General features: G+C 59.0%; 20 protein-coding genes. 11 read left to right on the top strand and 9 right to left on the bottom strand.

Going from position 1 to position 23,591, the window contains the following annotated elements:
- Nucleotides 1-188: 188 nt before the first annotated feature.
- A complete protein-coding gene (gene gloA / locus PMI31_RS22470; RefSeq protein ID WP_008020965.1) occupies nt 189-710 on the bottom strand; it encodes a lactoylglutathione lyase in 522 nt (173 codons plus the stop codon).
- Nucleotides 711-854: 144 nt separating this feature from the next.
- On the opposite strand from gloA, the gene PMI31_RS22465 reads away from it, so the two are divergent.
- Nucleotides 855-1,373, top strand: coding sequence for a DUF4946 domain-containing protein (locus PMI31_RS22465; RefSeq protein WP_008020963.1), 519 nt, complete (start codon nt 855-857; stop codon nt 1,371-1,373).
- A gap of 162 nt (nt 1,374-1,535) precedes the next feature.
- On the opposite strand, the gene PMI31_RS22460 is transcribed toward PMI31_RS22465, so the two are convergent.
- The 3 genes from PMI31_RS22460 to PMI31_RS22450 form a co-directional block, all read right to left on the bottom strand.
- Nucleotides 1,536-1,898 (bottom strand): histone-like nucleoid-structuring protein, MvaT/MvaU family, encoded by a 363-nt coding sequence (locus PMI31_RS22460; protein ID WP_007975932.1) that lies wholly within the window; start codon nt 1,896-1,898, stop codon nt 1,536-1,538.
- A 233-nt stretch (nt 1,899-2,131) separates the two neighbouring features.
- Complete coding sequence (locus PMI31_RS22455; protein ID WP_008020961.1) at nt 2,132-3,664, bottom strand: EAL domain-containing protein; 1,533 nt, start codon at nt 3,662-3,664, stop codon at nt 2,132-2,134.
- 112 nt (nt 3,665-3,776) lie between these two features.
- Nucleotides 3,777-4,649 carry a LysR family transcriptional regulator gene (locus tag PMI31_RS22450; protein ID WP_008020959.1) on the bottom strand — a complete coding sequence of 291 codons (873 nt, stop codon included), beginning with the start codon at nt 4,647-4,649 and terminating at the stop codon, nt 3,777-3,779.
- Between the two features lie 79 nt (nt 4,650-4,728).
- Between PMI31_RS22450 and PMI31_RS22445 the strand changes: the two genes are divergently transcribed.
- A complete protein-coding gene (locus PMI31_RS22445) occupies nt 4,729-5,673 on the top strand; it encodes a DMT family transporter (protein ID WP_008020957.1) in 945 nt (314 codons plus the stop codon).
- A 251-nt stretch (nt 5,674-5,924) separates the two neighbouring features.
- Nucleotides 5,925-7,001: a 4-hydroxyphenylpyruvate dioxygenase gene (gene hppD / locus PMI31_RS22440; protein WP_008020954.1), complete on the top strand. Its 1,077-nt coding sequence runs from the start codon at nt 5,925-5,927 to the stop codon at nt 6,999-7,001.
- A 55-nt stretch (nt 7,002-7,056) separates the two neighbouring features.
- On the opposite strand, the gene rarD is transcribed toward hppD, so the two are convergent.
- From rarD to PMI31_RS22425, 3 genes are all read right to left on the bottom strand, one after another.
- Nucleotides 7,057-7,944 (bottom strand): EamA family transporter RarD, encoded by an 888-nt coding sequence (gene rarD, locus PMI31_RS22435; RefSeq protein WP_008020952.1) that lies wholly within the window; start codon nt 7,942-7,944, stop codon nt 7,057-7,059.
- Nucleotides 7,945-8,152: 208 nt separating this feature from the next.
- Complete coding sequence (locus PMI31_RS22430) at nt 8,153-9,166, bottom strand: aldo/keto reductase (protein WP_008020950.1); 1,014 nt, start codon at nt 9,164-9,166, stop codon at nt 8,153-8,155.
- 196 nt (nt 9,167-9,362) lie between these two features.
- Entirely contained in the window at nt 9,363-10,673 is a 1,311-nt protein-coding gene (locus PMI31_RS22425) for an MFS transporter (RefSeq protein WP_008020946.1), read from the bottom strand.
- 169 nt (nt 10,674-10,842) lie between these two features.
- Between PMI31_RS22425 and PMI31_RS22420 the strand changes: the two genes are divergently transcribed.
- The 8 genes from PMI31_RS22420 to PMI31_RS22385 all read left to right on the top strand — a co-directional run bounded on the left by PMI31_RS22420 (nt 10,843) and on the right by PMI31_RS22385 (nt 21,342).
- Nucleotides 10,843-11,970, top strand: a complete 1,128-nt coding sequence (locus tag PMI31_RS22420) for a sugar diacid recognition domain-containing protein (RefSeq protein WP_008020944.1) — start codon at nt 10,843-10,845, stop codon at nt 11,968-11,970.
- A gap of 221 nt (nt 11,971-12,191) precedes the next feature.
- On the top strand, nt 12,192-13,334 hold the full coding sequence (locus tag PMI31_RS22415) for a glycerate kinase (RefSeq protein ID WP_008020942.1): 1,143 nt from the start codon (nt 12,192-12,194) through the stop codon (nt 13,332-13,334).
- A 298-nt stretch (nt 13,335-13,632) separates the two neighbouring features.
- Nucleotides 13,633-14,820: a pyridoxal phosphate-dependent aminotransferase gene (locus tag PMI31_RS22410; RefSeq protein ID WP_008020939.1), complete on the top strand. Its 1,188-nt coding sequence runs from the start codon at nt 13,633-13,635 to the stop codon at nt 14,818-14,820.
- A gap of 420 nt (nt 14,821-15,240) precedes the next feature.
- Nucleotides 15,241-15,999 carry a hypothetical protein gene (locus tag PMI31_RS22405; protein ID WP_008020937.1) on the top strand — a complete coding sequence of 253 codons (759 nt, stop codon included), beginning with the start codon at nt 15,241-15,243 and terminating at the stop codon, nt 15,997-15,999.
- Between the two features lie 9 nt (nt 16,000-16,008).
- Nucleotides 16,009-17,256, top strand: coding sequence for a hypothetical protein (locus PMI31_RS22400; RefSeq protein WP_008020935.1), 1,248 nt, complete (start codon nt 16,009-16,011; stop codon nt 17,254-17,256).
- A 231-nt stretch (nt 17,257-17,487) separates the two neighbouring features.
- Nucleotides 17,488-17,952 carry a hypothetical protein gene (locus PMI31_RS31740; protein ID WP_008020933.1) on the top strand — a complete coding sequence of 155 codons (465 nt, stop codon included), beginning with the start codon at nt 17,488-17,490 and terminating at the stop codon, nt 17,950-17,952.
- 30 nt (nt 17,953-17,982) lie between these two features.
- Nucleotides 17,983-19,698: an autotransporter outer membrane beta-barrel domain-containing protein gene (locus PMI31_RS22390; protein ID WP_008020931.1), complete on the top strand. Its 1,716-nt coding sequence runs from the start codon at nt 17,983-17,985 to the stop codon at nt 19,696-19,698.
- A 135-nt stretch (nt 19,699-19,833) separates the two neighbouring features.
- Entirely contained in the window at nt 19,834-21,342 is a 1,509-nt protein-coding gene (locus PMI31_RS22385) for a hypothetical protein (RefSeq protein ID WP_008020930.1), read from the top strand.
- 48 nt (nt 21,343-21,390) lie between these two features.
- Here the strand turns inward: PMI31_RS22385 and PMI31_RS22380 are convergent, their stop codons facing one another.
- On the bottom strand, nt 21,391-22,491 hold the full coding sequence (locus PMI31_RS22380; protein ID WP_043302569.1) for a fimbrial protein: 1,101 nt from the start codon (nt 22,489-22,491) through the stop codon (nt 21,391-21,393).
- A gap of 73 nt (nt 22,492-22,564) precedes the next feature.
- A partial coding sequence (locus PMI31_RS22375) for a fimbria/pilus outer membrane usher protein (protein ID WP_008020927.1) occupies nt 22,565-23,591 on the bottom strand: 1,027 nt, incomplete at its 5' end.

The following is a 23,591-nucleotide window of genomic DNA, read 5'->3' as shown; positions in this document are numbered from 1 at the left end:
GAGCTCGCTCGCGATGGTCGCCAACGATAACGCGGGTTGCCAGGTGCCCCGAGGCGTTCCCGGGTTTTTCGCGAGCAAGCTCGCTCCTACAGAGGGGTATCGGCGCCGGCACTGAAAACACAAAACCCCATGATGGATCATGGGGTTTTGTGTTTCACGCATTCCAGATGTGGGATTTGTTGTGCGGGTTACAGCGGCGCCGGCTGGATGATCTCGACCCAGTAGGCGTCCGGGTCCTTGATGAACGCCAGGCTCTTCATGCGACCATCGCTCAAGCGTTTCTGGAAGTCGCAGCCCAGTGCTTCAAAGCGCTCGCAAGCGGCGACGATATCCGGTACCGAGATGCAGATGTGGCCGAAACCGCGCGGGTCGGTGTTGCCATTGTGGTAGGCGAAATCCGCATCGTTCTCTGTGCCATGGTTATGGGTCAGTTCCAGAATGCCGGGGATCGATTTCATCCACTCGGTGCGCGCGGCGGCATCGGCCGGGATCTGGTTTTTGTCGACCAGCGCCAGGAAGTACAGGCTGAACTCGGCTTCCGGGAAGTCGCGTTTTTCCACCAGCGTAAACCCCAGAATTCGCGTGTAGAAATCCAGGGACCTGGTGATGTCCTTGACCCGCAGCATGGTGTGGTTGAAGACAAATTTCTGCGTAGCGGCGTCCGGTTGGGCGGTGACGCCGGGGAAGGAATTCAGTTCGTGCAGGCTCATGGGCCCTCCGGGAAATATGTGGGCTAACGAATGGTGACAATGATACGCAAGGGTTGGGACATCACCAAACCCAAACAGTCGGCTATTGCCTGACAGCCGGCCTGGGCCCAGACTTTACGGCTTGATCCGTGAGTGTCCATTGCAATGATTCGATCCCGTAAACTGCTGTTCATTCTGCTAGGCGTGCTTTCGGTGGTCGCCGCTGCTCGTGCCGATGCGCCCGTTATGACCTGGCCCCAGGGCTGGCAGATCGAAGTCGTGCCTGAATCGGCTTCGGGGGTCAGTCGCCAGCGTGCGGTAAAAAACGATCAGAATGGATCGCCGCTCATGGTGATGGAGCTGACCATGAGCCCGGTGCAAGCCAATCATCAGGTAAACCTCGAAGGCGTGTTGCTGGAGATGCGCAAGTCAGTACAAAAAGACTTCTTTCAGGGTGGGTATCAAAGTGTCTGCACGCGAATTCATTCGACTACCTTGAGTCGATTGGCCGCGCTGGAAACAACCTGTACCGTCACCCAAAACGGCAGGCACGTGCTTTCTCAAACATTGGTGGCTGCGGTGGATGCCGATAAAGCCTATGTTCTTTCCTACGCAGGGCAGGCCGAGGCTTATAAGGCGAGCCAAGAAGAAATAGACGTTGCCCGTAACAGCTTGAAACTTTAGTTGACGTCAGTGCTTTTTCGATGCATGAAAAAATTTTAGATATCCAAATGGATTAAGCACAAAGTTGTTGGCGGTCAGCTAGTTGTCTGGTGCTCGCCCCGGGTATTTAGATAGCCCATGAAAAAGCCCTGCATAAGCAGGGCTTTTTTGTCGCCGCGAGAGTTAGCCGCGCAGCCAGGAGTCAACGGTGGCTGCACCGTACTGTTCTTTCCAGGCTTTCAGGCCGCGGTGGTTGCCGCCCTTGGTTTCAATCAGCTCGCCGGTGTGCGGGTTCTGATAAACCTTGACCACACGGGCGCGGCGGGTTTTAGGTGCTGCTGCCTGCAGGCCGGATTTTGCCGGGTTTGGATCGAGAATGGCGATGATGTCGCGCAGGCTCTTGCCATAGGTTTTCATCAAACCCTGGAGCTTCTCTTCGAATTCGATTTCTTTCTTGAGCCCGGCATCGTTCTTCAGGGATTCCAGCTGCTTGAGCTGTTCTTGAAGGGCCTTTTCGGCTGCACGAAATTCAGCGAGTCTGGACAATATCTTTACTCCAATAGTGTGTTTGGCTGATACCAACCGCAAACAAAGCTATAAGCCAAGAGCCTTGAAGCGACTCGGTGATAGTGGCTCACCTGCAAATCCAGCGCAGGCATGAAAAATTGTAGTAGTTAATTGGCCAAGAGTAAATCCTGTCTTTTTTTTCATGTAACGTCAGTAGTGTTTTGATTCAAATTGGTGCGTGTAAGCATTGTTTTATCGATTAAATCCGCGAGTTAATGGTCGCTTAATGCACTAATGAATTCCGCGCCGGGCATGGGTTTGCCGAACAGATAACCTTGCAGGAAGTTGACCTGATGCACGCTCAGGTAATCACTCTGCTCACGGGTCTCGACACCTTCGGCCACCAGGGCAAGGTCGAGTTTGACTGCCAGTTCGATGATGCTGTCGAGGATGTGGCTAGAGAGCGTGTCGATACCGATCATGGCGACAAAACTCTGGTCGATTTTCAGGAAGTCCACATTGAACTGCCGCAGGTAGCCAAGGCTTGAGTGACCCGTGCCAAAATCGTCGATGGCGATTTTCACGCCCAGTTCGCGAAGTTGCTCGAACAGTTGCAGGGTGGTGGCCGTGGGCTCGATCAGTTCACGCTCGGTCAGCTCCAGCACCAGATGGATCGAGCCCGGTTCGAACGCCTCGAGAAACTCGCGACAGTCCTTGACCAGTTCCAGGTTCTGGCAATGGCTGGCGGTGATGTTGATGCCAATGTGAAACGGTTTGTTGAATCTGGCGGACTGCGGGGCGAGCAGGGCAGCGGTTTGCCGCATCAGCGAGCGGGTCATCGGCACGATCAGTCCGCAGTGCTCGGCAAACGGGATGAACAGATCCGGACGCACCAGACCTTCCTTCGGATGTTTCCAGCGCATCAGCACTTCAGCGCCGGACCAGCTTTTGCTGTCGCCATGCACCACGGGCTGGAAGTATGGAATGAACTCGCAAGCTTCCAGTGCCCGTTGCATTTCCTGGGTGGGTGCCGATGAGCGCTTTTGCAGGAAATGACCGATTGACCCGGCAATCACCCCGAAGAAAATCAGCAGGCTGAACAGCGGCGGATATTCGCTGCTCATGTATCGCCAGGTTTCGCCTTTGGGGAAACCGGCTTGCACGGCAAATGCATAGCGCTCGGAGGTCAAACCGCTTTGCGCAACGGGCATTTCAGGCGCGGCACCGGTGTGAACCTTGCCATCGACGGACATCCAGTCCGGGCCAACCTGCAGCAACAGCAAGGTCTTGCGACCGATCAAGCGCAAAATGTTGCTCAAGTGATAACCATCGAGGGTGGTCAGTGCGCCTTTTTTCCCTTCGCTCAGTCGGTACACCAGCAAGGCGGTGTTGGGTGTCACCGGGTTGCCGTTCATGAGCCATAAGGCGCCCCGGGTGTAGTCGCCGGGGTTGACCTTCTCCTGGTAGTCGCCGAACAAAGAGCTGCAATAGAGGTTGTTGTCCCACACCAGATTGGTTGAGCGCACAAATGGACGGCGAGTGACCTGCTCGCGCAGAGCCAGATTGATGTCAGCACAACTTTGACCAGACAACGGCAGTAGTTCGCGGGCGGCCTGGGCGGTATTGTCGAGCATCAAGTCGAACTGGCGAATCGCTTCTTCGGCGGTTTGTTCGGCGTCTTGTTTGAGCGCGCGCCCTGCTTGCATGTAAAGAATGGTGGCCCCCAGCAGCACCGGTAGCAATCCACTGAGCAGGGTGACAGCCATTCTTGTGCTGCGACTGCGGGTTTTGGCTTTCAGTGGCATTCGCGAATCCTGTCACGAAAAAGTAGGGCTCTCAAACGCTGGCAGGGCAATACGCCTCCCATGAAGCGTTCGGGTATGGGCCATGATAGTTGGCCCTTGGCGGTTATGCCGCTCAATGGAAGTCAAGGCTTTGAGCCAGATTGATAAAGGCCAGCGCCGCGGGTGATGCCTGGCGTCGATCGAGTACCGCCAGGCCGACCTGGCGCAACACCGCTGGCGACAGCGGTTTTTTCACGCAGCGGCTGTCAATCTGATTGGGCAATGAACCTTCGGCAACCACTGTCACCCCGTCGCCCCGCGCGACAACATCCAGGGTGCTCATCAACTGCGAGCAGCGATAACGGATGTTGGGCGTCAGTCGGGCCGCGGTGAACAGGCGTGAAACCAGCTCCGAAGAGCCGGCCTCGGTCAGCACAAACGGGGCGTGACACAGATCCTTCAGGTCCAGGCTGTCGTAAGCCGCCAGTGGGTGGCTGGCGGGCAGCAACGCGACCATCTGGTCTTCGATCAGCGCGACCGTGTCGAAACGCTCCTCGGGCAACACCACAAAGCCGATGTCGATCCGTCGTTCCTCCAGCCACTGGAGTACCTGGCGGTCTGGGCCTTCGTCGATATGCACCTCGATGCCGGGATGGGCGGCGCGGTAGTGCTGCAGAATCAACGGCAGCAACTTGATCGATGAGGTCGGGCCGAAGGAGCCGATGCGCAGCGTGCCGCGTTTCATGCCCCGCGCATCGGCCGCCTCCTGGCGCAGGGTGTTGGCCAGGCCCAGCATCGCTCGGGCGCGCAGCAGCAACTGCTGGCCAATGTCGCTTGGCTCGACCCGGGATTGATGCCGGCGCAACAACTCGACACCCAATTCCAGCTCCAGGGACTTCAAGGCATGGGATACCGCCGATTGGGAAATACCCAGGCGATTGGCCGCTGCCGTGAAGCTGTGGAGTTCGGCCACGAGGGAGAAAATCTCCAGTTGAGTGAGGGTCATGAGTATTTACTCATTTTACGATGACTGGGTATTAGTCGAATGATACGTCATCTGCCCCGACATCCGGCCCTGGAATCTTATGACGACCTGCGAGCAAACCTTGTCAAAACCCTCGGATCTGCCGGTGTATCTAAAGCTGGCGGCGGTCACCATGGTCTGGGGTGGTACCTTTGTTGCCGGACGCTATCTGGCCGGCAGCCTCAGCCCGCTACTGGCTGCCAGCCTGCGGTTCCTGCTGGCCAGCGTGGCGTTGCTACTGATTGTGCGCCTGGCGCGGATACCGCTGGCCCGGCCCAGCGCCCGGCAATGGTTGCAATTGTCATTGCTTGGCTTTTCCGGGATCTTTTTCTACAACCTGTGCTTCTTTTATGGCTTGCAGTACATCAACGCCTCACGGGCATCCTTGATCGTGGCTCTGAACCCGGCCGTGATCGGCCTGGCCTCCTGGCTGCTGTTCAAGGAGCGTCTGAACCGGGCGAAAGTGGTCGGCATTGCGATCTGCATCGCGGGCGCGAGCCTGGTGATCGTCGGTCGCAACCCGCAATTGTTGGCCGGTGGAGCCGACGCCTGGCTCGGCGATCTGCTGATTTTCGGCTGCGTCCTCGGCTGGGGTATCTACTCGCTGTGCTCCAGAGAGCTAAACCAGACCCTGGGGCCGGTGCAAACGGTGACGTATTCGATTCTGCTGGGCACCGCCATGCTCTGGATGACCTGCATCGTCCGTGGTGAGGTGAATGTTGTCGCGATCGCCCATCTGGGTGCGCAGCAATGGTTGAGTCTTTTGTACCTGGGCGTGCTGGGATCGGCATTGGCGTACATTGGCTATTACGACGGCATTCGCAAAATCGGTGCGACGCGTTCCGGGGTGTTCATTGCCCTGAACCCGCTGACGGCGGTGATCCTTGGCGCGCTGCTGCTGGATGAGCCGCTGACGCTGGCCATGTGCCTGGGTGGCGGGTTGATACTGGCGGGGATTTTCCTCTGCAATAAACCCCTTGCGCGGGCAAGGAAAAAGGGGATTTGATAGAGAAGGCGGACAAACCGATTTACGCTGTGTAGAATCAGGTTACGCATACAATAATAATCGTCTTCTGGCAGCAGAAGCCTCGCCCGCAAGAGCTTTGGGTCGATAATGAAGATATTCGGGTTTCAACTGATCTACGGTGATTTTCTCGCCCGCAGTGTGCGGGGCATCTCCTGTGCGCCACCCACCGGTCTCAGCATTGTTTACAACTAACCTTTGTTAATTGATAAAAAAATGATGAGGCGCCAACCATGGCAGATTTATACGAAAACCCAATGGGCCTGATGGGCTTTGAATTCATCGAGCTCGCATCGCCGACCCCCAATACCCTGGAGCCGATCTTCGAGATCATGGGCTTCACCAAGGTGGCGACCCACCGCTCCAAGGACGTGCACCTGTATCGCCAGGGCGCGATCAACCTGATCCTCAACAATGAACCCCACAGCGTGGCCTCGTACTTCGCGGCCGAGCACGGTCCGTCGGTGTGCGGCATGGCGTTCCGGGTCAAGGATTCGCAAAAAGCCTACAAGCGCGCCCTGGAGCTCGGTGCCCAGCCGATCCACATCGAAACCGGCCCGATGGAACTGAACCTGCCGGCGATCAAAGGCATTGGTGGTGCGCCGCTGTACCTGATCGACCGTTTCGGTGAAGGCAACTCGATCTATGACATCGACTTCGTGTTCCTCGAAGGCGTTGACCGCCACCCGGTCGGTGCCGGCCTGAAGATCATCGATCACCTGACCCACAACGTGTATCGCGGTCGCATGGCCTACTGGGCCAACTTCTACGAGAAGCTGTTCAATTTCCGCGAAATCCGCTACTTCGACATCAAGGGCGAGTACACCGGCCTGACCTCCAAGGCCATGACCGCACCCGACGGCATGATCCGCATTCCGTTGAACGAAGAGTCGTCCAAGGGCGCCGGGCAGATCGAAGAGTTCCTGATGCAGTTCAACGGCGAGGGCATCCAGCACGTTGCTTTCCTGTCCGATGACCTGATCAAGACCTGGGATCACCTGAAAAGCATCGGCATGCGTTTCATGACCGCGCCGCCGGACACCTACTATGAAATGCTCGAAGGCCGTTTGCCGAACCATGGCGAGCCGGTGGGCGAACTGCAGGCACGGGGCATCCTGCTGGATGGTTCATCCGAGTCGGGCGACAAGCGCCTGCTGCTGCAGATCTTCTCGGAAACCCTGATGGGGCCGGTGTTCTTCGAGTTCATCCAGCGCAAGGGCGACGATGGTTTCGGCGAAGGCAACTTCAAGGCGCTGTTCGAGTCGATCGAGCGTGATCAGGTTCGTCGTGGTGTGTTGTCCACCGACTAAGCCGTTGCAGATATAAAAAAGCCCGATCAACTGATCGGGCTTTTTTTTGCTTTGGCTACATCGGTTTGCGCTTTTGCCGGACCAGATGCTTGAACCCTTCAAACACCAGCACCAGCACCGCCATCCAGATCGGGATGTAGGTCAGCCATTCGCCGGCCTTGATGCTCTCTCCCAACAACAGCGCCACGCCCAGCAGCAACACCGGTTCGACGTAGCTCAACAAACCGAACAGGCTGAACGGCAGCAGGCGACTGGCAATGATGTAGACCACCAGCGCCGACGCACTGATCACGCCAAGCATCGGGATCAGCAGCGACAACCATGGATGCTGGTCAAACACCCCGAAACCTTGTGCGCCGCTCTGAACGAACCAGATCGCCACCGGCAGCGTCAGCGCCATGTCCAGCCACAAGCCGCCGAGATTGTCCGTTGCCAGCCGTTTGCGAACGACGAAGTAAGTCGGATAGCCGATGCAGACAAGCAAGGTCGCCCAGGAAAAACCACCGACCTGATACACCTCGTTGATCACGCCCAGGCAGGCGAACACCACGGCGATTTTCTGCAGATAAGACAGGCGTTCGCCATAGGCGAGGCGGCCGGTCAGGACCATGGTCAGCGGCAGCAGGAAATAACCGAGGGACACGTCCAGGCTGTAGCCGTTCAGCGGTGCCCACATGAACAGCCACAGCTGCACGGCGAGCAGGAAAGAGGAGGCGATCAGCGCGCCCACCAGTTTCGGGTTGGCAATGACGCGCTGAACGATCTCCAGCACGCGCTTCCATTCGCCGGACAGCACCATGAACACGGTCATGCACGGCACGGTCAGCAGCATGCGCCAACCGAAGATTTCCACACCGCTCAAGGGCGTGAGCAGCGACGTGTAGTAATACATGACGGCAAACAGCACCGAGGCTGAAACCGATAGAGCGATACCTTTAGACAAGCTGTCCTCGCGAAGTTGAAGGTAAAACGGGCTGCGGAGGATACGTGGTTTTTGTGCTGAATATTGTCCGGATGATCAATATTTCCAACATCGCGATTGAAGGATAAACCGCTATCGCTGGCAAGCCAGCTCCCACAGGATTCTGAGCCAAAGCATAGTCAGCAGATCGACACAAAACCTGTGGGAGCGGGCTTGCCCGCGATTGATTTCAAGCGCTATGCGGTCTGCGGCCGGACACGAAGTGGCTCACATCATTGAACCCCGGTGTCGATGCATGCCCCGGCGTCACCAGCGAATCGATGAACGCTTCGTCATCGGTCGTGATCTTCACCGTCTGCGCCTTAGTGTAGGCATCCCACTGCGCTTCGGTACGCGGCCCGACAATGGCTGAGGTAACGGCGCTGTTGTTCAGCACCCAGGCAATCGCGAATTCGACGATGCCTACGCCGCGTTCCTGAGTGTATTGCTGGATTTGCTGGGCGATGCGCAGGGACTCGACGCGCCATTCGGTTTCAAGGATGCGTTTGTCTGCCCGGCCGGCACGGCTGTTGGCGTCCGGTTTCACGTCCGGCGCGTACTTGCCGCTGAGCACCCCGCGTGCCAGCGGGCTGTAGGGCACCACGCCGAGAGCGTAGTTTTGCGCAGCCGTGATCTGCTCGGTTTCAGCCTGGCGGTTGACGATGTTGTACAGCGGCTGGCTGATCACCGGCCGGTCAACGCCCAGTTTGTCGGCCACGCGGATGACTTCGGCGATGCGCCAGCCACGGTAGTTCGACAGGCCCCAATAGCGGATTTTGCCCTGGCGAATCAGATCGCCGATGGCCGACACCGTGACTTCCAGCGGCGTATTGTGGTCTTCGCGGTGCAGGTAATAGATGTCGAGGTAGTCGGTGCTCAGGCGCGTCAGGCTGGCGTCGATGCCGTTGAAGATGTGCTTGCGGCTCAGGCCGCTGCGGTTCGGCACGCCGTCCACCGGGCCGAAACCGACTTTGGTGGCCAGCACCCATTCGTGGCGGCGGCTGGCGATGGCCTCGCCGACGATCTCCTCGGAACGGCCATTGGTGTAGACGTCGGCGGTGTCGATGAAGTTGATGCCCTGGTCCCAGGCCTTGTCGATGATGCGCAGGGAGTCTTCGGTGCTGGTCTGTTCGCCGAACATCATGGTGCCCAGGGTCAGGGTGGACACCTGCAGACCCGAATGACCCAGTGTGCGATAGCTCATGAGCAAATCCTTTTACCAGTGGGAAAGGCTCAATCAGATACCAGAATCGCTCGGCGGGGCAAATCGAAATATCGAGCACGCCGGAACAAACTGTAGGAGCTGGCTTGCCAGCGAAGAGGGCGTGTCAGTCGACACAACCGTCGTTTGACAAGCCGCCTTCGCTGGCAAGCCAGCTCCTACAGTGATCATGTGGTGGTCAGGCGCGCAGGGTGCGGGTCATGCGCAACGCCAGCAGACTGCCGCAGACAATCACGCCAGCCAGCAGATACAACGCCGCATCCGTGGAGCCAGTGCTGTCCTTGACCCAACCCACCAGGTACGGGCTGAGGAAGCCGGCCATTTGCCCCATGGAGTTGATCAGCGCCAGGCCACCGGCGGCCGCGCCGGCACTGAGCAGGGCGGTCGGCACCGGCCAGAACATCGGCAGGCCGGTGAGGGCGCCCATGGTGGCGATGGTCAGGCCGAGGATGGCGATGGCCGGGTTGGCGGCGAAGTTCACTGCGATCAGCAGCCCCAGCGCGCCCATCAACATTGGTACCACCAGATGCCAGCGCCGCTCTTTGCGCAGGTCCGCCGAGCGACCGACCATCAGCATGAACAGCGCGGCCAACAGGTAGGGGATTGCACTCAACCAGCCGATCACCAGGTTATCGCTGAAGCCCAGGTTCTTGATGATCGACGGCAGCCAGAAGTTGATCGCGTACACGCCACTCTGGATACAGAAGTAGATCAGGCCGAAGGCCCAGATTGCCGGGTTCTTGAACACCGCCAGCAGCGAGTCGGTGGTGGTTTTCGGTTTGTTGGCCAGGTCTTCGGCGTGGTCAGCCTCCAGCACCGAGCGTTCGAACGGCGTGAGCCATTTGGCGTTGGCGTAACTGTCGCTGAGCAGGAAATACGCCAGCGCACCGAGGATCACGGTCGGAATGCCTTGCAGCAGAAACATCCACTGCCAGCCAGCCAATCCACCCTGGCCCGCGGCGAAGTGGTTGAGGATCCAGCCGGAAAACGGGCTGCCCAGCAAGCCGGACACCGGGATCGCCGACATGAACAGCGCCATGATGCGGCCACGGCGGAACGTCGGGAACCACTGCGAGAGGTACAGCACCACGCCCGGGAAGAACCCGGCTTCGGCCGCGCCGGTGAACAGGCGCAGGGTGTAGAACTCGGTGGGCGTGGTGACGAACAGCAGGCAGGTCGACAGCGTGCCCCAGGTGATCATCATCAGCGCGATCCAGCGCCGTGGGCCGAATCGGGTCAGCGCCAGGTTGCTCGGCACGCCGCACAGCACGTAGCCGATGAAGAAAATCCCGGCACCGAGGCCGTACACGGTTTCGCTGAACTTCAGTGCATCGAGCATCTGCAGCTTGGCAAATCCAACGTTCACCCGGTCGAGGTAGTTGAACAGGTAGCAGATGAAAATGAAGGGGATCAAACGCAGGGTAATGCGCTTGTAGACGGCGTTTTTATCGTCAGCGATGGCCTGGGACGCTACGGCGCTCTGTGACATGGCGGCTCTCTCTTTATTATGATTTTTTGCGATGCAAAGGGTAACGTTGATCGCCCTGAGAGTCTCGACCACCCTCAGGGTGGCTGTCTTTGTGCCTGAGCACAGGGTTTGCCACCAAGGCCTGTGCGGGTGAACAACCCGTTCCACCACTGTTTCAAGGATCCCCGCTATGTTCGAACTCGATCACGACCTGGCCCAGGACATCGTCGACCGGGCGATGGCCATCTTGCCGTACAACGTCAACGTCATGGACAGCCAGGGGTTGATTCTCGGCAGCGGCGAACCGGAGCGGGTCAACACCCGGCATGAAGGCGCGCAACTGGTGCTGGCCAACGGACGCGTGGTGGAGATCGACGCCCAGACCGCGATCCATCTCAAGGGCGTGCAGCCGGGGATCAACCTGCCGCTGATGCTCGATGAGCGTTTGATCGGCGTGTTGGGCATCACCGGCGAACCCGAGCAATTGCGCACCTACGCCGAACTGGTGCGCATGACCGCCGAGATGCTGGTGGGCCAACGCAATCAGCAGGCTGAACAGCAATGGCGGCGCCAGCGTTGTGATGACCTGCTGGCGTTGTTGCTCAGCGATGCCGGCAGCTCGCCACGCTTGATCGACGAGGCGCAACAGCTGGGACTCAAACCGCAAATGACCCGAGTGCCGTACCTGTTCGAGCTGGGTATGGAACACGGGCCGGGGCAAACCGTCGAGGCGTTGAGTGCCTGGTTGACCTCGCGCTATCCGGACAGTTGGTGCGTGAGTTCGGCCAAGTCTTCGTTGCTCTGGTGCCGACCTGCCAGCCAGAACGTCGAGAATGAACGGCTGCTGGAAAAGCTCGACGGCCTGGGCTGGAACATCCTGCGCATCGCCGTGGGCGGGCAAGCCGATGGGCTGACGGGATTGCGTCGTTGTTATCGTCGGGTCGGCGACTTGCTGGCCTATGGTCGCGAGATATTGCCCGCATCACGCTTGCTAACCCTTAACCGCTATCGCCTGCCGGTGATGCTCTGGCGTCATCGCAACGACGATGCCCTCGACGAACTGCTCAACCCGCTGCGTAAAGTCATCGCCAAGGACAACAACGGCCAGCTGCTGGCGACCCTGCGCAGCTGGTGCGAACACGATGGCCAGAGCCAGGCCTGTGCCGAGGCCCTGGGCATTCACCGCAACAGCCTGCGTTATCGCATGGAGCGGATTGCCGAGCTCAGCGGCGTCGATCCGCTGCGCCTGGATGGCATGCTTGCACTCTACCTCGGCGTTCAGCTGCTCCCCCAGACCGACACAAGTAGTCCCTTGTAGGAGCGAGCATGCTCGCGATGGACGTGAACGATGACGCGGGCTGCCTGGATAGACGCGTTGCCTGAACGTTTTTCGCGAGCGAGCTCGCTCCTACAAGAGATGGTGTGAACGCTCGGGTTTTGTGGAAATGAACAATAATCCTTATCGCCGCTTGTGCAGCGGACCGGCGTTATTGTTCATGGCGGCTGGCAGCATGGGGGCATTGGAACTGGAGAATTCCCATGAAAATCGTGATTGCCCCCGATTCGTTCAAGGACAGCCTGAGTGCCCAGGGCGTGGCCGATGCCATCGCCCTTGGATTGGCCGAAGTCTGGCCTGATGCGCAGTTGATCAAATGCCCGATGGCGGACGGCGGGGAGGGCACGGTCGAGTCGGTGCTGGCAGCGTGCGGTGGCCAGCTTCGGCATGCCGAGGTGCAAGGCCCGCTGGGCACACCGGTCAACGCCGCCTGGGGCTGGCTGCCCCACAGCCACACCGCGATTATCGAAATGGCCGAGGCCAGCGGTTTGCAGTTGGTGCCGGTGGACCAACGTGATGCCTGTATCAGCAGCACCTTCGGCACCGGTGAGTTGATCCGCGCCGCGCTGGATGCCGGCGCGCAGCGGGTGATTCTTGCCATTGGCGGCAGCGCCACCAATGACGGCGGCGCCGGGGCCATGCAGGCTTTGGGCGTGAAGCTGTTCGATGCGCAAGGCCAGCTCTTGCCACCGGGTGGCCTGGCGCTCGCTCAGCTGTTTCGCATCGACCTCAGCGACATCGATCCGCGACTGGCCGAGTTGCGTTTCGACATCGCCGCCGACGTCAATAATCCGCTGTGCGGCGCCCAGGGCGCGTCAGCGATTTTCGGCCCGCAAAAAGGCGCCACGCACGAACAGGTGCAACTGCTGGATCACGCCCTCGGGCACTTTGCCGATCACTGCGCCAGCGTCCTGCACAAGGATGTGCGTGACGAACCGGGCAGCGGTGCGGCGGGCGGTCTGGGCTTTGCGGCCAAGGCCTTTCTCGGCGCGCAGTTCAAGGCGGGTGTTGAAGTCGTCGCCGAACTGGTTGGCCTGGCCGACGCGGTGCGCGGCGCCGATCTGGTCATCACCGGCGAAGGCCGTTTCGATGCACAGACCCTGCGCGGCAAAACGCCCTTTGGTGTGGCGCGGATTGCCCGGCAACAGGGCGTGCCGGTGATCGTCATCGCCGGCACCCTGGGCGAAGGGTATCAGGCGCTGTACGAGCACGGCATCGATGCTGCGTTCGCCCTTGCAAGCGGCCCCATGACCCTGGCCCAGGCCTGCAGCGAAGCACCGCGATTGTTACGCGAACGGGCCAGCGACATCGCCCGGGTCTGGCAGGCGGCCACGCGCAAACCCTGAACACCCCCCACCCTTGTAGGAGCGAGCTCGCTCGCGATGGACGCAAACGATAACGCGGGCTGCCTGAATGCCCGCGGTGTCCCTGCGTTCATCGCAAGCTCGCTCGCGATGGACGTGAACGATAACGCGGGCTGCCTGAATGCCCAACGACGGCCTCAGGTTTTTCGCGAGCGAGCTCGCTCCTACAGTTCAGCGCTCTTGTGCTGTTTTAAACAGGCTAAATGCAGGCGACAAGTGGCGGCTTTCAGGATTTCAGATAGGGTTGTGGCATTGGAGACCGCGCGACTAGGAGAACCCCATGCGCTACTCAGCCTTGACCCAACGAATCGCCGGTGACGGCGCGGCGGCCTGGCAGATTCACGATCGAGCGCTGGCGTTGCGCGAACAGGGAGTCGATGTCTTGCTGCTGTCGATCGGCGACCCGGATTTCGACACCCCGCAGCCCATCGTCCGGGCGGCCATCGACAGCCTGCTGGCCGGCGACACTCACTACCCGGCGGTACGCGGCAGCCAGGGCTTGCGCGACAGCATCGCCCGGCGTCATCGCCGCAACAGTGGCCAGGCCGTGGATGGCGAGCACGTCATCGTGTTTCCGGGAGCACAATGCGCGGTGTATTCGGTGGCGCAATGCCTGCTGGATCCGGGGGACGAAGTGATAGTCGCCGAACCGATGTACGTGACCTACGAAGGCGTGTTCGGCGCCTGCGGGGCCAAGGTGATTCCGGTACCGGTGCGATCGCAGAACGGCTTTCGCGTCGACCCGGCCGACGTCGCAGCGCGCATTACCCCCAGGACCCGAGCGCTGTTGCTCAACAGCCCGAACAACCCTTCGGGCGCCAGTTTGCCGCTGGCGATCTGGCGGGAGTTGGCGTCCCTGTGCGTACGCCATGACCTGTGGCTGATCAGCGACGAGGTCTACAGTGAACTGCTGTACGACGGCGAACACATCAGCCCGGCGAGCCTGCCGGGCATGGCTGAACGCACCGCGACCATCAACAGCCTGTCCAAGTCCCACGCCATGAGCGGTTGGCGGGTAGGGTGGGTGATCGGGCCGAAACCCTTGTGCGAGCATTTGGTCAATCTGTCGCTGTGCATGCTGTTCGGCATCCCGGATTTCATCCAGAACGCCGCGCAGTTGGCCCTGGATGAAAACCTGCCGGAAGTGGCACTGATGCGTGAGGAGTATCGCCGACGCCGCGATCTGCTGTGCGCCAGCCTTGATCATTGCCCAGGCCTGCGGACGATTCGCCCCGATGGCGGCATGTTCGTGATGGTCGACGTGCGCCAGACCGGATTATCCGCCCAGCAATTCGCCGAGCGCCTGCTGGAAGGTTATGGCGTCTCGGTGCTGGCCGGGGAGGCCTTTGGCCCCAGTGCCGCAGGGCACATCCGTATCGGCCTGGTGGTTGACCGCCCGCAACTGGCCGATGCCTGCCGGCGCATAACGCTGTGTGCGACGGATTTGGTCAAGGGACGGCGGGCTTGAAAGATTCAACTTTGTTTCAGAGCGCGTACCCATCGCTTCAGTGCAAAAAAAGGTTCTTTCACTGGTTTGGAGGTCACTTCATTTTCGACTCGGACGCGGTCTCTTGTAGGAGCTGGCTTGCCAGCGATGGTCGTTAACGATAACGCGCGTTTACTGGCTGAACGCGGCGCACTTGAGTCCATCGCCAGCAAGCCGGCTCCTACAGTTCCCCGGGATTCCGTGAAGAACCAAAAAAACGCACCGACCTGTCAACTTTGACAGTTACGTTTTTTTTTCCATGAGTGCTTAATCTGCTCAAGGTCAGTTCGGTCTGCCGGGCGAGCAAATTCGTTCGCCGCGCATGCAGCGCCCTTGCTGTCGACCTACGGAATGGCCGTGGCATTGCCTCTGGCTTAAATGGTGCGACAGGAGAGTAGGAACATGGCGACTGAACAGACCAGGCGCAAGCCACGTGAGGCGGATAGCGCTTATTTGAAAATGCGTGCCGAGTACCGGGCAGCGCTTGCCGATATGGAGATCGAGATCAAGCCTGAGGATTATGCCGATGCGGCGACCGGCCTGCTCAACGGGCCAAGGTTGCTCAACGGGCTGACGGTTCACATCCCGGCATGGCCCAATGTGCCGCCACCGGGTGAAACTGACATCGTCGTACTCTATCTGGACAACGGGAACGGCAAACTTGAGGAGGTGGCGAAACACGAATTTACTGTCCCTGCCGGCGGTGGATCGTTTCCGGAAACCTTTCCTTATCCCATGACCATCGAGGTCAATAAACTTCCCGACGACGCGACCTGCTGGCTTCAATACATCATCACAGACTATACGGGGTTCGAAACACCTTCATCAGAGAAAACTGTCATCTGTGATCGGTTGCCGCCTTACAAACATGTTCCGCCCGCGGCCCCGGTGATTACGGGAGATTTTCTCGACGACAGCAATCTACCGGCGGGTGGTCGACTCACAGTGACGATTCCCGGCTACCCGGATTGGCACCCCACCGATCAACTGGCGATCTATCTGGTTGATTCGGACAATATTCCGGAAGACCCGACCGCCACCCCACCGATCTTTGCAGGCAACGCACCCGCTCCGGGCACTTACGACAGCGCCGTGCCCGTCGACGCCGACAAGATTCGGGCTTTCGGCGATGCCAACGCCGTATTCACCTATGCCTTGTGAGACAAGGCCTTGAACCCAAGCTACCCCGCGATTTACAAGAAGGTGAGCCTTACCTTTGGACCGCTGCCCGCCAACTTGAACGCACCGCAGGTCCCGCAAGCTGTGCCCGGCCCGCTGAACATGGAACACGTGAGTCAGGGTGTGAGCGTGTGGATGGATACCTATGACAATCCCAAAGGCGGGGATATTGTTCGCGTGAAATGGGGCGGCCAAGTGTTGAGCGACTATATCGTTGGCGAGAACCCGCCGCCGCGCCTTGAAATTCCGGTGCTGCCTGCACTGTTGATGCTGCAAGACTATGGGGAAAACACCACCGGGGACAAGTCGACCACTGTCAGTTATGAGGTGATTCGCAAGGGGCGGGTATTCGGACCTGAATCCGACACCTTCGACGTCAACTTCGAAACCCCGATTCCATGGGTGCCGTGGCCACCTGTTGATTGGCCCGACCCTGTTCACCCGAACCTTATAGAAGGCGAGGTCGAAAACCACGATGGCACCCGAACCAACCAGTTGACCAGGGCCGACAAGGACGAGGACGCCACCTTCACCTTCACCTGGTACGCCACGGCGAAGAATGATGACGTCATCGACTTTTTCTGGAACGGCACGCGGGTTGTCGAGGCACAGGTAACTTTTGACGATACAAAGCATAAGCCAGGCGAAGATTGTACGGTGCCCATCGATTGGGAATGCATCAAGGGCGGTGGCAACGGTAATCCGGTGCCCGTGCACTACAAACTCCACAGGCCAGGCGTGGAAAACGATCTTGACTCAGAAACTACCGAGGTCGATGTCAACGCGATTGCGGTTGAAATGCCTGCGGCAAGCTTTCCGAAAATCACCAACCCCACCGGTTATCCAGGCTGTGGCGCGTTGGAATCCGACGGCTCGCTGACCGTGCGGATACCCGACCTTACAGGCATCTTGAAGGCTGGAGACACCATCAGCTTCGAGTTCATTCCCATGATCGGCGACGACTTGAGCGCTCCCGAAAACCCGATCCCTGGTGTGAAGTTCGAAAAGGATTTCAAACTGGGCGAAGCCGCTACGCCGCTGACCGGTTTCACCTTTGCGGTCGAGCCTTATGCCACCTACATCAAGCCGCTGTATGACCAGAACCCGAGTCGAAGGGGGCGCGCGAAAATCTGGTATTTCTTCGATGACGGCACGGAAAAAGTCCCCTCTGCGCCATTGGTGACTCGCACTGCGTTTCATGGACCCTCAAGCGAGTGTCCTATTACACCTGCGCCTTGAAGCCGCTGTCTGAGTCGGCGCGGACGTTTCTGTTCGCGCCCGCCTCTTGATTCAACCAAACATGCGATGTGCGTCGTACAAGCCAGTTGAGAAATTCCCATGCAGAAAGGGATTAGTCCTACATACCTGACGTAGGAAGCTGCTTAGGATCGCGGCCCCACCCATGCCTCCCGTTGATTTTGAAGATGCCGGTACGAGGCGCTGTTTGCTGATAGCCCCAGGAGCGACACGATGTACGTCAGCCAGTCATTCTCCGTTTCACCGCTTGCACAGGTACTCAAGCTTGCCATTTGGGCACCTGTATTGTTGATCAGTCCGTGCGCATTGGCGTTGACGGTCGAAAACGGTAGCACCAAGAACATCGATGCCTCAACGGCGCTCGACAGTTGGCTGGTGCGCGGTGCCAGTCGCTTGAATGCCAATGGGGCAACCACCAGAGAGATTCGTGCTCAGACAGGTTCGACGTTGGTGCTCAATGGCACTTCGGTGACCGGTTCGGGTAGCAACAGTGGTGTCGAGTTGTCCAACAGCACCGCAAACATTGCCAACAGTAAGCTCACGAGTGAGCGCGCGGGATTACGCCTTATATCAACGATTAATGGCGGCTCCAGCGCATCGGTCAGCAACAGTGAGATTGTTGGCAGTCAGTTTGGCGTGAACATGAGCGCCGAGTCCCGGCTGACGCTGGAGTCCTGAACCACCGTCACCGGCAGCAATGCCAACGGCGTGGGTATCCAGAGTTTCGGCGGCCAAGTGCAGGCCACCGACAGCACCATCGTCGGCGGCAGCAACGGCATCAAGCTCTTCGCGGACAAAAATCTTTCGGCAGACAACGCCGTGATTCTGAGCGGCACCCGTGTCGAAGGCCTGAGCGGTTCGGCAATCCTGGTCGACGGTCAGACCCAGACCAACAGCGAACGCATCAATATTACCGTCAACGACGGTTCAACGCTCAAGGGCGGCAATGGCATCCTGCTGGAAGTCAACAACGGTGCCTCAACCGCTTTTACTGTCAACAACAGTCAACTGGTCGGCGACATAGTCGTGGCCGACGGCAGCAGCGCCGACGTCTTGCTCGACCGGTCCGCCACCCTGACCGGTCGCCTGGAAAACGTTCAGAACCTTACCGTAAACAACGATGCGCGTTGGGTGATGGTCGGCGACGGTAGTGTGCAAAACCTTTCCCTTAACGGTGGCGGCGTGCAGTTCGGCAACCCCGGGCAGTTCTTCAATCTGTCCGTGGAATCACTGTCGGGTGCGGGCGGTACCTTCTACATGCACAACAATTTCACCACGGGCGAAGTCGATACCCTGACCGTGAGCGGAAATGCCAGTGGCAACCATATCGTGGCGCTCGACAGTCAGGGCACCGAACCCGTGGGGGCGGGCTCCAAGGCCGTAGTACACATCGGGTCGGGCGATGCCACATTCAGTCTGGCCGGTGGTGCGGTGGACCTCGGGGCCTACTCCTATGACCTGATCAAACAGGGCAGCAACGATTGGGTATTGGACTCGGTCTCGCGGGTCATCAGCCCAGGCACACAGTCCGTCATGGCGCTGTTCAATGCCGCTCCGACCGTCTGGTACGGCGAACTCAGCACACTGCGCAGCCGCATGGGCGAAGTGCGCATGGATCAGGGCAAGGCGGGTGGGTGGATCCGCGCCTATGGCAACAAATACAACGTGAGCGAAAGTTCCGGCGTGGCCTACAAGCAGACCCAGCAAGGGCTGTCGTTCGGTGCCGATGCGCCGCTGCCGATGGGGGGCGGGCAATGGCTGGTGGGTGTTCTTGGCGGTTACAGCAAGTCCGACTTGAACATGAGCCGAGGTACCACTGGCGAAGTCGACAGTTACTACCTGGGTGCCTACAGCACCTGGCTGGATGCACAGAGCGGTTACTACTTCGACGGCGTGGTGAAATTCAACCGCTTCCAGAACGAATCCGACGTTCATCTGAGCGACGGTAAAAAAACCAAGGGCAACTACGACACCAACGGTATCGGTGCATCGCTGGAGTTTGGACGGCACATCAAACTGGCGAGTGACTATTTTCTCGAGCCCTACGCTCAACTGTCCGGCGTGACCATCGACGGCGCCCGTTATGACCTGGACAACGGCCTGGCCGCCGACGGCGATCGCGCGCGTTCCTTGCTGGGTAAAGTCGGAACCACTGTCGGTCGCAACTTCACATGGGCCGAGGGCAAAACGCTGCAGCCGTACCTGCGTGCCGCTTACGTTCACGAGTTTGCCGACAACAATGACGTCGATGTCAATGACAACCGTTTCAGTACCGATCTGTCGGGGTCTCGCGGCGAACTGGGGGCAGGTGTGGCGATGACGGTGACGGACAAGGTTTCGATGCACGTCGATCTCGATTACAGCAATGGCGACAAGATCGAGCAGCCGTGGGGCGCCAACATCGGCATGCGTTACAGCTGGTAGTGGAGTGACTTGATGGCACCGGGCTGAAGTACGCCTGTGCGCTGTGTATTCAATATTCTTTTTGTGGGGCGCGGGAGAACTGTTCAGTTTGCTGGACGTGGACTTCTGCGCCCTTTTAATTGAGGAGTCTTGCACATGGTCAACGGTACTTTTTCCCGCAATATCAAAATGCCTGAACCGGAGATTTCAGGCTTGCTGCCTGATGTACCGGGAGGGCAACCGAACCTGATTCCTGTGACGTTGACCCATGACGATTTGAAGGTCTGGTTTACCATACCGGCTCACTCGGATCCTTCACTGGAGAGGGAAACCGTCGAGCTTTTTGTCGATTATGCAGACGACAAATCGATCCCGATTTCGGAACGGGAGTGGACTGCCCCCATTCAGGATTCGGACCGGTATGTCTGGTTGCCCAGCACATGGCTGAGAAACGTCAGCAATGAGGGGCAGCACCGGTTGTCCTATCGGGTCACGGTCTATAACGGGGAGCAGGAGTTTTCCGAAGAGCTTGAGATCTCACTTGATATCACCGCTCCCGTTTTGGCAAATGGCAATGATAATGAACTGAGTTTCCCTCCTGACATTCTTCCTCCTGGCAATAAACTGACTGCACGTTACCTTGAGCGCAACGGCGACGCAGTAAGGGCCGGTGTTCCACGTTATGAAATAGCGAGTCCTTGGGACCGAATTACCTGGTATTGGGGAACCAGTCCAGGTGACTTCAGGGAAGGGGGAGTCATTGAACTCGATGATAAGAATTACACCAATCCGATAGTGATTACCGTTGTGGGCCAATTGATTCGCGATCGAGGTGATGGCAAGCGCTATGTGACTTATGTGGTGCGAGATCGTGCGGGCAATACGACTCCCTCTGCGGTCTCTGTCGAACTGGATGTCGCGGCAACACCTATCCCGCGCACGTTGCCTTGGCCCCTGGTAGAGCGAGCCGCGGGCGAGGGCGAACAGCAGACAGTCGACCCGCTGCAAGCCACTGCGGGAGTCGTTGTAAAAGTCCCGGACGAAGCGGTGATCTATCCGGGAGAGAAAGTCTGGGTGCAATGGGGTGAACCCGGCAGCCTGGGAAGTCGTCGGGTCGAGCAGCCGATCATTCCGGGGCAGCGCCGTTTTCAGGTCGATATGCCGGCGGTGGCTGCCCACATCGGTAAAACGTTGTCGGTGGACTATGGCGTCATTGACGAGTTCGATGAAGAGCATCCTTCGACTCGTCGCAAGCTGCAGGTGACTACCATACCCAGCAATCGGTTCGAGACCGTCAAATGCGATGGACTCTCCGGGGGCAATCTGAGTTACAAGGCAGTGGCGGCAGAAGGGGCGAGGCTGACCCTGGCTAAATGGAGCTTGATCACGACGGATCAATGGATCCTGATCACAATGACCGGTGTCGGTTCCTCAGGCCAGGATTCGGTTTATGAGGCGGTCAAAAAGCGTGCAGTCACTGATCAGGAAGTCATCGGCGGCATTGGTCAAAGAACCGAGATCCGAGTACCCAAAGCGTTCTTGAATACGTTGCGTCGCAATGCATCCTTGACCGGCAAGGTGTATGTGAGCTTTGACGGTGGACTAACCTGGCCCCCTGTGGCGGCCCCCAATTTTCCTCTCTTGCAATTGACCTTCATCGATTGAGTGAACGCCGGCAGAGGCCCCGGCCCTTGTACGGCCAGGGCCATCGATCTACTTGTACGTCAGGGTAAAATTCAACACACCTTTGGCGTCGCCCGGCTCGACGTCGCGACTGGCGTCGATCTGGTAGAAGCGGGCGGCAAAGTCCAACACGGTTTGACCCGTGCCGATCTGTTTTATCGGCACCTCAGTGTTGAGCTCCACGGGCGTCGAACCGTCGCCCTTGAGTATCTGAATGCCGACGCCTTTGGCGCCGGACGCTGGCGTCAGGCTGAACACTCCGGGAATTGCCGGAACCACCGGCACTGAGCCGCCGGCCCCCTCGAAGCGGATGTTGGCGGTGGCAATGTTGGTATCGGTGCCATCCGCCACGCAGCCACTGAGGGTGATGTTGAAGGGAACCGCTCTCGTGGTGTAGCCGGGGCCGGTAAAGTCCGCCAGATCCCATTCGCCTAATGGAACAGGGTCCGCGCTGACCTTGTTACTGCCGCAATGAGCCTGAATGACAGTTCCACTGAGTCCAACCCGAAAGCTTTTGCCGGGGATGGTGGAAAAGGCGCCGCTGAACAGCTCCTGCCCATTGAATGTTTGTGGGCCGGCTGCGATCGGGCCTGTCTTGATCAGCGTGATGTAATTTTCAAGGTTGGAGAAGTTTAACCTCGCCGAACCCATCGCGCGTTGATGATGAGCGCTAAAGGGGACCGTGGGGTCACCCAGGTCTGGGGTGAATGAGTTGCTTGCCAGTCCATCGAATGGAAAAGCCAGTGCGAATTGCACGCCGACGCCAGGAACATTGGTCGGCAGGAGCGCATTCACCGAACCGTAGGCCCCGATGCCGGGCAACATGTGTTGCACGGGCGGTACGCTGGCTTGTGCGTTGAAGGTCAGTCGTATGCTGCCGTCATTGTCACAGACGATGGCTCGTCCTTCGTTGTTGGGTGTGCGTACGAACTGTCTGCGGCCAATGACACTGCCCACCGGAGCGTCCCGGGGAACATAGATGCTTTTCACATCCTGGATGAATGTCATGGGTCCGGAGCCTCCTGCCGCCCATTCGCATGTATTAGGGGTTGCCACGGCAAGGGCAAGGGGTGCCTGCGATACGGCGGCGAGCCCCAACAGCCCGGTCAAACAGCGTGCGGATTGTTTCATGTCGTTTTTCCTGAATGGACCGATTGGGTGGTCAGGGCCCCTGGCGCTTGCGAGTGGTTGAACGGAGCTGTGGTCAGCGGCATGTCAACTCCTGCATCAGATAACCTTGCGACTGATCCATGTCCCGAGGGTCGATCGTTAACCGGCAGCGCGGTTCGGCCTGCTCGCCCCAGCTCACATCGAGTACCTGGGGTTCGTTACCCGTCGATAGCAAGGTTTGGCCGGCCTGGCCGACGAAACCGACGACGGCCCCATCGCTGTTACTCAACTGTGCCCCGAACGGCAAAGGCTGACCGGTAACGGTGCGCGCTGTGATGGCCAGGCGAGCGACGGTACGCGCGGAGAACGTGGTCTTGACCACTGCACCCCGTGTCGGAACGACCTGGGCGGTGCCGTTGTCGATTTCCACCTCAGGGCCCAATTGATCGGTTTGCAGCGTCACTTGATTTTGCCGATAGGGCTGCAGGTAGGGCGCCAGGGCGTAACCGCGATCGTTGGTCCTGACCCCGATGGCATTCACCACCCCGACCCCGGCGATGCCCGGCACCTCCACCAGTGCGCTGGTTTCGCCCAGATAAGGTCCGGTCTCCAGACCATCGGCGTGCAGCAGCAACGCGCCGCTGGCGTTGAGTGAAACGCTGCGGTAGTCGTTGCCCTGGGTAAGCCCGGCGCCCACACTGCCAAAGGCAGCTTGATAACCGAGCGACAGCGCCCCTGACTGCTGATGGTCGTCGTCACGACTCAACGACGCCTGATAATTGAGGCGGTTCTGATCGGTGCTGCCACTGAGGGTGGCGCGCTGAGAGAAATGATCGCCGTTTTTCTGGGTATCGAACGTCGCGGTGGCTCTGTGGCCGAAATCCAGGGGCAAGGTTGCGCTGAAGCCTATCTGCCGGTCGCTGCCCCGGGTTTCGTTCAGCGATTTTGAGGTGAACAGGTTCAATCCCACGTCTTTGTAGTGGGTACTGAGGTTCAACTGATACTGACGCTGTGTCACGCTGCTTTGCCAGTAATCCTGCTGCGAGAGGGTCAGGCTCAGGGAGCTGCGCGAACCTATGTTCTGGTAGATCGATGCTTCGAGACGGCTGCGGCGGCTGCCG

The sequence above is a fragment of the Pseudomonas sp. GM55 genome, from assembly GCF_000282395.1.
Classification (GTDB): Bacteria; Pseudomonadota; Gammaproteobacteria; order Pseudomonadales; family Pseudomonadaceae; genus Aquipseudomonas; species Aquipseudomonas fluorescens_CC.
Note: the sequence above shows the minus strand (reverse complement) of the source record. Positions and strands in the feature narration are given on the sequence as shown.